The sequence below is a fragment of the Brachybacterium squillarum M-6-3 genome (assembly GCF_000225825.1).
Classification (GTDB): Bacteria; Actinomycetota; Actinomycetes; order Actinomycetales; family Dermabacteraceae; genus Brachybacterium; species Brachybacterium squillarum.
The window spans coordinates 310,800-323,825 of the sequence record NZ_AGBX01000006.1; the positions used below are offsets into that span (position 1 = coordinate 310,800).

Here is a 13,026-nt window from a genome sequence, read left to right on the forward strand (position 1 = left end):
TTGACAGCCCGTGGCAGACACCAGCGTGAGCACCCCCGTCAACGGCCCCGGTCCCCTCCCTCGCCCCGGCCAGAGCGCCGCCGCGAAGCCCTTCAGGAACCCCGGCACCACCAAGCACATCTTCGTGACGGGGGGTGTGGTCTCCAGCCTCGGCAAGGGCCTGACCGCCTCCTCCCTCGGGATGCTGCTGCGAGCCCGCGGCCTCACGGTCACCATGCAGAAGCTCGACCCGTACCTGAACGTGGACCCGGGCACCATGAACCCCTTCCAGCACGGCGAGGTCTTCGTCACCGAGGACGGCGCCGAGACCGACCTGGACATCGGCCACTACGAGCGCTTCCTCGACGAGAACCTCACAGCCGACGCCAACGTCACCACCGGCCAGGTCTACTCCGGCGTCATCGCCAAGGAGCGTCGCGGCGAGTACCTCGGCGACACCGTGCAGGTCATCCCGCACATCACCAACGCCATCAAGGAGTCGATGCGCTCCCAGGCCGGCGAGGACATCGACGTGGTGATCACCGAGATCGGCGGCACCGTCGGCGACATCGAGTCCCAGCCCTTCCTCGAGGCCGCCCGCCAGGTCCGCCAGGACGTCGGCCGCGACAACGTCTTCTTCGTGCACGTCTCCCTGGTGCCCTTCATCGGCCCCTCCCAGGAGCTGAAGACCAAGCCCACCCAGCACTCCGTCGCCGCGCTGCGCAACATCGGCATCCAGCCCGACGCGATCGTGCTGCGCGCCGACCGGGAGCTGCCCACCTCGGTGAAGGCGAAGATCTCCTCGATGTGCGACGTCGACCTCGACGCCGTCGTCACCTGCCCCGACGCGCCCTCCATCTACGACATCCCCCACGTGCTGCACGACGAGGGCCTGGACGCCTACGCGATCCGCCGCCTCGACCTGCTCAGCCACGACGTGGACTGGAGCGTCTGGGACTCGCTGCTGCAGCGCGTCCACCACCCCTCCTACGAGGTCACCGTCGCCGTGGTCGGCAAGTACGTCGACCTGCCCGACGCCTACCTCTCCGTCTCCGAGGCCATCCGCGCCGGCGGCTTCCACCACGCCGCCAAGGTGCACCTGCGCTGGGTCGAGTCGGACTCCTGCACCACCGAGGAGGGCGCCCGCCAGCAGCTGCGCGACGTCGACGCGATCGTCGTGCCCGGCGGCTTCGGCGTGCGCGGCGTGGACGGCAAGGTCGGCGCCCTGCGCCACGCCCGCCGCCACGGCATCCCGGCGCTGGGCCTGTGCCTGGGCATGCAGTGCATGGTCATCGAGTACGCCCGCACCGAGCTGGGCTGGGCCGACGCACACTCCTCCGAGTTCGACCCCACCACCTCGCGTCCCGTCATCGCCACCATGGCCGAGCAGCAGGACATCGTCGACGGCGGCGGGGACCTGGGCGGCACCATGCGCCTGGGCTCCTACGACCACACCCTCGCCGAGGGCTCCCTGGCCGCCGAGGTCTACGGCTCCCGACAGGTCGCCGAGCGCCACCGCCACCGCTACGAGGTCAACAACGCCTACCGCGGCGAGCTGGAGGAGGCCGGGCTGCGCATCTCCGGCGAGTCCGCGCTGGAGGGCGAGCGCACCCTGGTCGAGTTCGTGGAGCTGCCCACCGAGGTGCACCCGTACTACATCGGCACCCAGGCCCACCCCGAGCTGAAGTCCCGCCCCACCCGCGCGCACCCGCTGTTCGCCGGGCTGATCGGCGCGGCCCTCGAGGTGCAGAAGTCCACCCGCCTGCTCGAGGTGGAGCCCACCGGCGTCGAGGACGCCGAGGCGACTACCCCGGCCGAGGACTGAGCATGACCGCTGGCCCGGAGCAGGACGGCAGCGCGGCGACCGGCCCCGACGCGGAGGCCCCGCTGCGCGACCTGCCCGGGCAGCGCCCCGTCGCCGAGCGCCGCACCTCCCATCACGGGATGGTCTTCGACCTCAGCCGCGACACCATCGACTTCGCCCCCGGCGTGCGCTTCGACCGCGAGTACGTGCGCCACCCCGGGGCGGTCGCCGTGCTGGCCCTCGACGAGCAGGGGCGGGTGCTGCTGATCCGGCAGTACCGCCACCCCGTCGGCCACGAGCTGTGGGAGATCCCCGCCGGTCTGCTGGACCACGGCGACGAGCCGGAGCAGGACGCGGCCCTGCGCGAGCTCGCCGAGGAGACCGGATTTACGGCCGGCACCCTGCACAGCCTGATCGACCTGCGCCCCAGCCCCGGCGGCAGCGACGAAGTGCTGCGCGTCTACCTCGCCACCGACGTGCGCCCCGCCGAGGACCTCGACTTCGCGCGCGAGCACGAGGAGGCCGAGCTGCTGCAGCGCTGGGTGGACCTGGAGGAGGCCGTCGCCGCGGTGCTCGCCGGGGAGATCAGCAATGCCACCACGGTGGCGGCCCTGCTGGCGCTGCGCGCCGTGCCAGGTGGGGAGGACCAAGCGGCACTGCGCCCGGCCGATACGCCGTTCCCGGAGCGTCCCGGCCGCGATTAACCCGCCGCGCGGTGAGCGACACCGCCGGTCAGACTTCATCCAGGTACAGGCAGAAGGAATGCCCGACCGCATCCAGCAGCACATGGACTTCCCTTACGGCTGGAACCCAGCGAAGCGCACACGCCACGCCTCTGCGTTGCGCAACGCGGCGTCCAGGTCACGTACCCAGATGACAAGGCGGAGCAACATGTGCGGACGACCGGGATCGGCCTGCCACTCCCGCGGGGCTTAGGGATCCTCGGGCTGCACGGGCAAGGTGGCGCGGGAGGCCGATGCATCATCATGCACCAGTCGGGCTAGTCCGTGGAGTGCGGGTCATCCAGCTTTTCAGACCAGAAGATCACGAGCTGCCGGACCGCCGGGGCGGAGAGGACGGTGTCGACCCAGCCGGTGGGGTGGGGGCGGTCGAGAAGCGGGGTGACATCGGGGGTCAGCTGCCCCGCGGACTGGCCGGATGCCTGTAAGGCAACCGAATGGATGTGAAGACATGGGGCTGCGATAACCATGCGCACACAGGAACTCGACTTCGTCGCCGGGTCTCGGGAGCCCGACCTTGCTAGGGACCAACCGGTCGGTGTGCCGGGAGAGACAGCTCAGGTAGGTGAAGACCTGAGCGCCGCCGGCGACCTGAAACTCGGAGTCGAGAACATTGAGGACGGGACGACTCGCAGTCGCGCTGAGTGCCCTCTGGGCATCCGCTAACTAGGGTCGATCCTTCCCACAGCGAGAGCGACAGATGCCGACAGAGAGACTGGTCCTCGGTGGACACGTGCGCGTGGTCGTGCATCGTCACGGGACCCTCCTGTGCCACAACGAACCGATTCGATCGACTTTTGGCACGAGTAGATCTGGCACGCCGTTGTGACACACGTCGACCAGGGAGACCGTCCTGCGACTCCGGCGGTGACCCAGGCAGTGCTCAACGACCGTTTCTGGCACAGGACGAGCGGAGGTGAGCCGGCGTCTGACAGTCGGCGCTAGCGCCCCGGCTACAGACGTCTAGAGAGCTGCGTAGGTGCACAGAGCACAGCGCGTACCCTGAACGGGTACGGGCGAGCCGACGCAAGCAGGCTAGGCCCCTTCGAGGAGTCACAATCTAGCGATTGACAAGAGAGACCATGACAAACGAGAAGTCCACCGACCAGTTTGTTCGCGACATGTTGCGAGACATCGATGTTCTCCGGCCGTGGGAGCAGGATGGCGGTCCGGCATGGAAGCGCGACGCGCTAAGAGGCGGATCCAAGTCCGCATCCGCTCTCGCTGAGGGTAAGCCAGAATTCGTGTTTGAGGTCGATGGCTTTGTTGTGGTGATTGAGGACAAGCGCGAGGTCAGCCGCACGCGCTACCTCGATGGCGGCGAGGTGACTACAGCCTATCCGTATCGCGCCGACTATGCATTGAACGGCGCCGTGCACTACGCGAAAACCATGATCAGCAATGGGATTCCGCACACTAAGGGAATCTTTGCTGTCGGGATTGGCGGGGACGAAATCCACCATGAGATATCTGTTGTCTACGTAAATGAAGGCGTCGTTAAGCAACTCGATGACTTGAGCAATCTCGATGTTTTCGCGACCGATCAGATTAGCGAATATCACTCGGTGCAAGTACTCGAGCGCAGGCCCCAATCTGAAGCTCGCCTTGATGATCTGCGGTCGGTCGCCCGACGGCTCCATGAAGGTATGAGGAACTACGGCAGCGTCGAGAACGACCGGAAAGCCCCTCTCGTTTCTGCGATTCTCCTAGCCCTGCGCAACGAATTCTTCAGCATCGAGAATCTTCACGCTCGCACGCCAGGTAACAATAGCCAGGTTTGGGACGGGCGAATAATCTACGATGCGGCAGAACAGTTCATGCGAGCTGAGTCACTAATGCCGAATCAGAAAATCGGCACCCTGCTAGACCAATTCGCCTTCATCAGGAACGCCCCGCAACTTAATCGCCGACATCGGGACCTCGACGAGTCCCCCCTTAAGTGGATCGCTCGTATCCTAAAGAATGATGTACTTCACGTAGTAGTCGACCCCTCGATGAGCGCATTCGATGTGCTCGGCAACTTCTACCACGAGTTCATCTCGTATGGTGGTGGTGATGGGGCTGGACTCGGTATTGTTCTTACTCCTGAGCATGTCACAACACTGATGACAGAACTTATTGACGTTAGCGCTAGTGACTATGTTCTCGACCCGACAGCTGGTACAGCCTCGTTTCTCATTGCTGCAATGCAGCGCATGTTCAGTGATGCTGGCGACGACGCCCATCTGAAGAATGTAATACGGGAGCATCGGCTTCATGGCATTGAACTTCAAGACAAGCTGTTCGCCATTGGCACAACGAACATGATTCTTCGTGGAGACGGTCGCGCCAACTTTCGCCGCGATTCCATCTTTGAGGCCCCAATGTCCGAAATGCGTGGGGACCGAGTACTTAGTGACGGGAGCGTCGAGCCTGGGCACGGATTCACTAAGGTGCTTTTGAATCCGCCGTATTCACAGTCCAAGGACAAGAATACACGACACCTGTCTGAGATCGCTTTTGTCGAGAAGGCGTTAGAGTTCCTCAATCCGGGTGGTCGGCTTGCAGCTATTGTTCCGCAATCAGCGATGGTGGGGAAGACGAAGGAGGACCGAGCCCGAAAGAAGAGCATACTGCGCCACAACACGCTAGAGAGCGTCATCACCATGAACCCGATGACTTTTCATAATTCGGGCCATACTCCCCATACGGTGATTGTGATTCTAACTGCCGGGAGGCCGCACAAGGCTGAGTCGAAAGTCAAATTCATTAACTTTGAAAAGGATGGATGGGTTGTCGCCCAGCATCGTGGACTAGTCGCTGATGGCACAGTCGAGGCTCGTCGCAAGCATCTTTTGGAAGTCCTGAGCGGAGACGCTCAGGATGACACTTCGTTCATCGTGCGCTCTGAGGTCACTGCGGATGACGAGTGGCAACACTCCTACTTCTACTTTAATGATCAGCCGCCGACCTACGAAGAGCTTCTCGATACGGTAGCTGATTATGTCACGTGGCAAGTTGGTATGCATTCACATGGACTTGGACACCTTATTGACCCTCTCGCAAACGGAACGACGAAAGAGGGTGTCGAGGAATGAGTGTCTACGAGGAGATTAACTTCGAGCCAATGCTCATCCCAGAAGTTTTCGAAACAATGAAGGCTTCGGCTTCCTGGTATGACAAGGCAGATCTTCAAGATGGTCCAGGAGAGTACTTCTACCTCAGTCAGGTTTATGGCAATAATGGGATTGCGGCAGTGGTGGGGGCCCAAGAGAGCCAGCCGGTGCCGGGAAATTGCATCACCGTCACACTCAAGACGCAGTCCACGTTCTATCAGCCACAACCATTTTATACCGCACAGAACTTCCTAATCTTCCGGCACCCAAGAATGAATAGCGGCAGCGGGCTGGTGCTCGTTGCTGCAATGCGGCACGCGATGGCCAAGTTCTCCTGGGGGTATGGGGTGTCGATGAAGAGGCTCGCGCGCACCCGCATATTAGTTCCCGCTCAGCGCGACAAGGGCGGCAATGTCGAGGTGGACTGGGAGGGTCTCGATGCTCTAGGTCAAGAGATCACTTCTGCCGCGTCGGCGAGGGTAAATGAGTTTGTCCGCAGAGAAATGGTGAAAACGTCCGAAGTGCTCCCAGAGCTCTCTTTTGGCGCATTGCGCATTACGGATGTGTTTGAGTCCATAGGAGCTGCCGGGAAGTGGTTCGATCTGAGTAAAGCAGAACGAATCGGTAACGCATGCTATCCGTACGTTGCCCGCTCGGGAGAAAACAACGGCATCGTGGCCTATCTTCCGCATCAACGTTTTGACGTCCCCAATGGCGGTAATTGCCTTACTATTGGGGTTTCTACGTCGACGGTCTTTTATCAGCCTGTCGGGTTCTATACCAGCAAGGAAATACAGGTTCTCAGGCATCCGAAGCTTAATTCCTCGAACGGGCCGGTGCTGGTAGCAATCTTGCGTCGGCAAATGAGTAAGTTCAAATGGGGAAACGGAGCATCTCTCAACCGCCTTCGAGCGACGCGTATAATGGTACCTGTCATTACTGATGAGCGAGGAGTCGTCGAGGTCGATTGGGAAGGGATGACGACTTACGGGAGGGTGCTTCGGGCGCGCGCTGGAGATAGTCTCCTTCGGGATGTGTGATGCAACGTTACTGATGCGGCCTGTCACGTGCAGCAGGAAGTCGTTGGGATTCTTCAGGCGTTTGCGTGTTACTTGTTTGTGTGCGGCGAATGGTAAGAGCGCAGGATGTAAGCTTCTAGTTCAGCGTTTTCAATTCGCCACTGTCCCCGGCCTCCGACACGGATCGCGCGAAGATCGCCCGATCGAACGAGTGCGTATGCCTGCGCGTGGCTGATGCTGAGCACCTCACGGACATTCTCGAGCGTGATAAATCGGCGCTTCAGGACCGGCGGTGGATTAGACATGCTCTGGCCTTTCTCCGGTGAGCGGACTTGTTTACTGCTATAGCATCGTCTATGCGACCAAACTTATTCCGTCGATGATCGACCGGGCTTGGGCGGTGTCAAGGCCTACGTAGATTGCTGTGGTCTCAGGCTTCGAGTGACCCATGAGCGTCTGAACTAATAGGAGATCTCGGGATCTTCTGTATGCCTCTGTTGCGAATCGATGGCGTAGGGTGTGTGCGCTCCAGCGGCCTGAGAGCGCCTCGTTGATTAGCTCGCCAACTCGAATCGGTTGGAGGTGTGAATCTGCGTAGCGTCCCGTTGAAGGGAAAAGCCAAGGAAGCTCAGGAGAGACATCGTTGAGCTGTCGTCCGACGGCGTCGGCTGCGGCCCGCGTCAAGGGCACTGTACGTTCGCGCCGGCCCTTACCATGAACGATGAGCGAGGTTCCGGCATGTTCTTCGATGACGTCGGCGCGGGAAACCACCGCGATCTCTGCACGTCGTAGCCCTGCCTCGGCCGCAAGGGTGATCATCGCTTGAACTCTCGTGTTTGAGCTGAGGAGCGCCTTTCGGATGATCGGGTCTGGACATGGCCTGGGGACAGATTTGGGAGCTCTGGCTGGCGGGATGAGTGCGAGTGGATCCGCGAGGATCCTGCCGGTGCAATGGAGCCAAGTGGTCCAGATCCGCAGGGATGTGCGGGCGCTGCGGCGGGTTGCGGGCTTCCAACAAGGATTCGCGAGGTAGGCGATAAGCCACTCAAGATCTAGCGGATCCGTCTCAGCGGGAACACTACTCAGGTAGCGCCGGACGTGGTATTCGCGCAGTCTCACAGTCGTTTCGGAGCGGTCTGAGGCACGAAGCCAGGCCGTCCAGAGAGGGAGTTGTGCGATGACGTCCATGGGTTCCACGTTGCCCGACAGCTCTGTCTGGTTTCGAGTGGCTCCGATGGTTTGGGGATAGTTGGGGTGTGTGGAGGGAAGTAGGTGCAGGGGCGCTGTTACAGGGGCTGGTCTGCCAGAGGAAGCATCCAAGAGTCACCCAGCGATGGTGCGTCGCCCCCGGGCTTCGCTGAAGTTGACTTCGATCAGCGACCCAACGGTGCCCGACTCCAGACTCTTAATCAGCGGCTTCAAGGTCCCTCGACGTGGGTATGACGCCGTCGCGCATCACCTAGGAGCGGTTAGCAGTTTGATGCGAACACTTCCTTGCGAAGCTTTCACGGGGATGTCCATCCTTCCGTCAGCAATAGTTCCAAGGGAAAGTCGAAGCCTTATGTTCGCTCGCCGAAAAGCTGTCACCATCCGGGGGCGTTTGACGGAATTCGCTGCCGGCTCGGGCCTGACCCCGGGAGACGTAGAGGTGGCAAGTCGTCGTGCTGCCCCGAAGCAGGGTGCGAACGCCAGCTCAGCCTTCCGCTGGGGCGGTTGGGAGGGTGTGAAGCGTTGCGGTGAGGACCGGGGCCACCAACTCGGCTTGCCAGGGGCGAGCGCCCAGGGCGGCGAGTTCCGTCCTTACCTCGGTGACGGTGCCCGCCTGCTCGTGCTCCCACACCCAGGTGCGCAGCAGCGCCGGCTGGATCAGGTTCTCGGTGGGCAGGTCCAGGGTCTCCGCGTGGGCGGCGACTGCCTCCCGCACGGCCTTGTAGCGCTCCCAGGCCTCCGGGTACTTCTTGGCCCACAGCTTGTGCGGCGGCGGGTAGGAGGCCTCGGCTCGCTCCGGCAGGTGCGCGGCGGGCAGGTCCAGGCCCGAGCGGGCCGCCTTCCACCAGGAGTCCTTGCGGCGCATCTTCGCGGGCAGGGCCTTGTCGAAGGCGTCCCGGCCGCGGGGCGCCTCCTTCACGGCGGCCACGATCTCGCGGTCCCGGATCACGCGGTGCGGGGAGAGGTCCTCGCGGGCGGCGATCTCGTCGCGGGCGGTCCACATGGCGCGCGCCGCGGCGAGCTGCCGGGTGCTGCGCAGCGAGCCGATGCCGTGCAGGCCCCGCCAGTCCGCCGAGCGGGTCGGCCCGACCTCGCGGGTGCGCTCGTGCTCGAACTCGGCGAGCGCCCACTCGTGCTTGCCGGCCTCGCGCAGGCGCCGCTCCAGCTCGTCGCGCACCTGCACCAGCACCTCGACGTCCAGCGCCGCATAGACCAGCCAGGCGGCCGGCAGCGGTCGCTTGGACCAGTCCGCGGCGGAGTGCTCCTTGGCCAGCGACAGGCCGAGGGTCTCCTCGACCACGGCGCCGAGGCCGACCTTGGACATCCCCAGCAGGCGCGCCGCCAGCTCGGTGTCGAACAGGCGGCCCGGGTGCAGGCCCAGCTCGGCGAGGCTCGGCAGGTCCTGCACGGCGGCGTGCAACACCCACTCGCGCTCGGCCAGCAGCGCCGGAAGGGTGGAGGGCATGGTGAAGGCCAGCGGGTCGATCAGTGCGGTGCCCGCCGCCTCGGTGCGCAGCTGGATCAGGTAGGCGCGGGAGCTGTAGCGGAAGCTGGAGGCGCGCTCCGCGTCCACCGCCACCGGCTCCTCGGGGGCGGTGGCGGCGGCCTCGCACCAGGCCAGCAGCGGCTGAATCCGGTCGATCACGGGCACCATGCCGTCGCGCGGGGCGGTCAGCGGCACCGGGGCCGGGCGTGACTGCTCCGGGGCGGAAGAGCCCTCGGAGGCGGTCTCGGGGGCGGGGGTGGGGCTGGTGGTGCTGCAGGAGGTCACCGAACGTCCTCCGGGGACGGGGAGAGGGGCGCGCGGGCCCGATGGGACGGGGTCAGGGGAGCCACCCGAGGCGGGGCCGGGGGCAGGCCGCCCGCGGCCGCGAGCATCGCGATCCAGGCGGCGAAGTGCGGGGCGAGGTCGTCGTCGGCCGGCGTCCAGGAGATCCGCATCTCCACGTCCACCGTGGAGGCGCGGCCGGCCAGGGCCCCGTAGGACTGGGAGACCACCCGAGTGGCGGTGCAGCCCAGCTCGCGGGTCTCCGCATCGTGCAGCTCGAGGGACTCGGTCACCCAGGACCAGGCGACGTCCCCGAGCATCGACTCGATCGCGAACTCCGGCTCGAGCTGCGCCTGCACCAGGGCGACCATGCGCCAGGTGCCGTCCCAGGACTCCTGCCCGGCGGGATCGTGCAGGATCACCAGGCGGCCGCCGGCGAGCTCCTCGTCGTGCACCTCGATCTCCCCGGTGGCGGCCCACGCGGAGGGCGCCATCTTCGAGGGGGCGGGGATCTCGCGCCAGACGAAGTCGCTGCGGTGCGGGCTACGCGTCATCGCGTCGACGGCGGCCCGGAAGGCGTCGTCGCCGCTGCGGAAACGGTGAACGGACACGCCCGTGAGGCTAGTGCGGCCCGGCGCCCCAGGGCGGCAGGCGCGCCGGGCGCGGGGGAGGGGGTGGCTCAGCCCTCCCGCGGGGCGGTGCCGCCGCCCTCGCGCGGCACGTCGTCGGAGTGCACCAGGGAGATCGAGTTGATGCAGTAGCGCTCGTCGGTGGGGGTGTCGAAGCCCTCGCCCTCGAAGACGTGGCCGAGGTGGGAGCCGCAGTTCGCGCAGCGCACCTCGATCCGGCGCATCCCCATCGAGAAGTCCTGCAGCAGCTCCACCGCGTCGGAGTCGCTGGGCGCCCAGAAGGCGGGCCAGCCGCAGTGGGCGTCGAACTGGGTGTCGGCGGAGAACAGCTCGGCCCCGCAGGCGCGGCAGGCGTAGGTGCCGGCGGGCCGGACCTCCTCGTACTCGCCGGTGAAGGGCCGCTCGGTGCCGCCCTCGCGCAGGACCTGGTACTCGGCGAGGCTGAGGCGCTCGCGCCACTCCTCGGAGCTGATGGCGACCGGGTAGGGACGGCTGCCGATGGCGTCGGTGGACACGGGGTATCCCTTCGGGGAAGACGGGTGCGACGGTACGGGTCCCACGGGGACCCTGGGACTCGATCCTACGCGCGGTCCCTAGACTGTGGCCATGAGTGTTGACGGCGCCGACCCCACCCCCCGCGGCCTGCTCCGACGGGGCCCCCTGCGGCTGCGTCCCCGCTCCGACCAGGGAAGATGGGCGGAGGCCGCGGCGGTCGGCCTCACCGGCGCCGGGGTGACGTTCGCGCTCAGCGCAGGCGCCCTCACCGTCGGCGCACGACTGCTGGCCCGCCTGCCGTTGGTGCCGCAGCTCGGCGTGCGCCAGCGCCCCGACACCGGGGTCCGGGCGGTGTTCGAGGACCGGGTGCACCTGGACTCCACCGCCGAGTCCCGCCGCGGCGGGTACCTGGCGCTGCGGCAGTCCGGCGGCGCCACCCACGTGCGCCTCGGCCCCGTCACCGGACAGCCCACCCCCACCACTGTGGCGCGTCCCCTGCTGGCGCAGGACACCGCCGAGGAGCTGCGGGTGGACAGGGCGAAGGTCAACGGCTTCTTCTGGGCCGGCACCCCCGCCACCGCCCACGGCCTGCCCACCCAGGAGGTCGAGATCGACTCCCCGGTCGGCCCGATGCCCGCCTGGCTGGTGCGTCCCGACCCCGCCGCCGGCTCCGCCCCCGGGCAGGAGCGCACCTGGGCGATCTTCGTGCACGGCCACGGCGCCACCCGCGGCGAGGCGCTGCGGGTGCTGCCTCTGCTGCACCGCCTGGGCCTGACCAGCCTCACCGTCACCTACCGCAACGACATCGGCGGTCCCGCCTCCGCCGACCGCATGCACCACCTGGGATCCGACGAGTGGGAGGACGTCGAGGCCGCCATCGAGTACGCCCTCGCGCACGGCGCCGAACGCCTGGTGCTGCTGGGCTGGTCGATGGGCGGCGGGATCGCCCTGCGCACCTCCGTGCGCTCCGCCCACCGCGACCGCATCGCCGCCCTGGTGCTGGACTCCCCGGCCGTGGACTGGCAGGACATCCTCATCTACCACGCCACCGCGCTGAAGGCCCCGCAGCCGATGCGGCGCCTCGCCCTGTGGATGATGACCTCCTCCTTCGGTGCGCGGATGGTGCGGCTGCACGAGCCGCTGGCCCTGCACGAGATGCGGCCCGAGCACTACGCCCGCACCCTGATCCACCCGGTGCTGCTGTTCCACGCCCTCGACGACGCGACCGTGCCGCCCGCGCCCAGCCGGCGCCTGGCCTCGCTGCGCCCGGACCTGGTGACCTTCGAGCCCGTCGAGGGGGCCTCCCACACCCGGGAATGGAACCGTGACCCGGCCCGCTGGGAGCGGCTGCTCACCGGTTTCCTGCAGCGCAGCCTCGACCTCGATCCGGCGCAGGTGCCCACCGCGTTCCCGGTGCGCGACCCCGGGGCCGCCCCCGAGGCCGACGCCATCGGCATGCGGCTCTGAGGCCCGCGCCTCCTGAGCTCCTGCAACGGACCCGCCCGGCTCAGGCGCGGCGGTAGCGGCCGATCGTCGCCTCGGCCCCGACCAGCAGCGAGGCCAGGCGCCAGTCCTGCTCCGCGGCCGCCCCGGTGATCGCCCGGGAGGCGTCCCCGCCCACCGTGCGATGGGTGGTGGAGAAGCACAGCTCGTCCAGCCGCCGCGCCGCGGCCAGACGGCCCAGCGTGCCGGGCCCGCCCTCCGCCTGGATCAGCCGGTGCCCCCGCGTGGCCAGCCGCTCCACCGCCTCGGCGGCGTCCGCGGCCGGCAGCACCCGCTCGGCGGCCAGCCCGCTGCGCTTGATCACCCGGTCCCGGTGCTCGGGCGGGCACAGGGCCAGCACGGGCCAGCCGGCGCTGTCGCCGAGCAGCTCCTCCGGGAGGTCCCCGGTGCTGGTGAGCACCGCCAGCTCGGGGCGCCCCGCCCCGCCGGGACGGTGCGCCCGCGGGTCCAGGGCCGCATGCCCGGTCGGCTGCGTGTAGTCCTCGGCGCGCACGGTGCCGGCGCCCACCAGCACCACGTCCGCCAGGGATCGCAGCACCGCGAAGACCAGGGAGTCGTCGGCGTTGCGCAGGGTGCCGCTGGAGCCGTCGGAGCCGGTGACGGCTCCGTCGATCGTCGTGTTCATCATCGCCCGCACCGTGAGGCCCGGCCCGGGTGCGTACAGGGCGGCCAGCGCCTCCGCCCCGGCGGCGTCGTCCGTGATCGGGCGGGGCGCCGCGAGCGCGGACCCGTCCTGGAGCAGCAGCTGCATCGACCCACCTCCGCACGCCGCGGGTCCCTCCCGC

The 13,026-nt window shown here is 66.7% G+C and carries 11 protein-coding genes; 5 read left to right on the forward strand and 6 right to left on the reverse strand.

Translation table 11 applies throughout. The features are described from left to right. Window positions 1-10 precede the first annotated feature (10 nt). From OM98_RS09230 to OM98_RS15255, 4 genes are all read left to right on the forward strand, one after another. Window positions 11-1,804, forward strand: coding sequence for a CTP synthase (locus OM98_RS09230; RefSeq protein WP_010534334.1), 1,794 nt, complete (start codon window positions 11-13; stop codon window positions 1,802-1,804). Window positions 1,805-1,806: 2 nt separating this feature from the next. Beyond that, window positions 1,807-2,487, forward strand: coding sequence for an NUDIX domain-containing protein (locus OM98_RS09235; RefSeq protein WP_010534335.1), 681 nt, complete (start codon window positions 1,807-1,809; stop codon window positions 2,485-2,487). Window positions 2,488-3,605: 1,118 nt separating this feature from the next. Further along, a complete protein-coding gene (locus OM98_RS15250) occupies window positions 3,606-5,600 on the forward strand; it encodes an HsdM family class I SAM-dependent methyltransferase (RefSeq protein ID WP_010534337.1) in 1,995 nt (664 codons plus the stop codon). Further along, window positions 5,597-6,658 carry a restriction endonuclease subunit S gene (locus OM98_RS15255; RefSeq protein ID WP_010534338.1) on the forward strand — a complete coding sequence of 354 codons (1,062 nt, stop codon included), beginning with the start codon at window positions 5,597-5,599 and terminating at the stop codon, window positions 6,656-6,658. Before OM98_RS15250 ends, OM98_RS15255 begins: the two co-directional genes overlap by 4 nt. A gap of 68 nt (window positions 6,659-6,726) precedes the next feature. On the opposite strand, the gene OM98_RS15260 is transcribed toward OM98_RS15255, so the two are convergent. From OM98_RS15260 to msrB, 5 genes are all read right to left on the reverse strand, one after another. Then, complete coding sequence (locus tag OM98_RS15260) at window positions 6,727-6,942, reverse strand: helix-turn-helix domain-containing protein (RefSeq protein WP_010534339.1); 216 nt, start codon at window positions 6,940-6,942, stop codon at window positions 6,727-6,729. A 49-nt stretch (window positions 6,943-6,991) separates the two neighbouring features. After that, entirely contained in the window at window positions 6,992-7,825 is an 834-nt protein-coding gene (locus tag OM98_RS16500; protein WP_083837754.1) for a tyrosine-type recombinase/integrase, read from the reverse strand. 505 nt (window positions 7,826-8,330) lie between these two features. Beyond that, window positions 8,331-9,617 carry a ribonuclease D gene (locus tag OM98_RS09250; RefSeq protein ID WP_010534341.1) on the reverse strand — a complete coding sequence of 429 codons (1,287 nt, stop codon included), beginning with the start codon at window positions 9,615-9,617 and terminating at the stop codon, window positions 8,331-8,333. Next, window positions 9,614-10,225: a DUF3000 domain-containing protein gene (locus OM98_RS09255; protein WP_010534342.1), complete on the reverse strand. Its 612-nt coding sequence runs from the start codon at window positions 10,223-10,225 to the stop codon at window positions 9,614-9,616. Before OM98_RS09255 ends, OM98_RS09250 begins: the two co-directional genes overlap by 4 nt. A gap of 68 nt (window positions 10,226-10,293) precedes the next feature. Beyond that, window positions 10,294-10,758 carry a peptide-methionine (R)-S-oxide reductase MsrB gene (msrB, locus tag OM98_RS09260; RefSeq protein ID WP_010534343.1) on the reverse strand — a complete coding sequence of 155 codons (465 nt, stop codon included), beginning with the start codon at window positions 10,756-10,758 and terminating at the stop codon, window positions 10,294-10,296. A 91-nt stretch (window positions 10,759-10,849) separates the two neighbouring features. Here msrB and OM98_RS09265 point away from each other — a divergent pair, with 91 nt between their 5' ends. Beyond that, the gene (locus tag OM98_RS09265; RefSeq protein ID WP_010534344.1) at window positions 10,850-12,205 is read left to right on the forward strand and encodes an alpha/beta hydrolase; all 1,356 of its coding nucleotides are present in this window, start codon (window positions 10,850-10,852) and stop codon (window positions 12,203-12,205) included. Window positions 12,206-12,245: 40 nt separating this feature from the next. On the opposite strand, the gene OM98_RS09270 is transcribed toward OM98_RS09265, so the two are convergent. After that, on the reverse strand, window positions 12,246-12,992 hold the full coding sequence (locus tag OM98_RS09270) for a dihydrofolate reductase family protein (RefSeq protein WP_010534345.1): 747 nt from the start codon (window positions 12,990-12,992) through the stop codon (window positions 12,246-12,248). Between the last annotated feature and the right edge of the window lie 34 nt (window positions 12,993-13,026).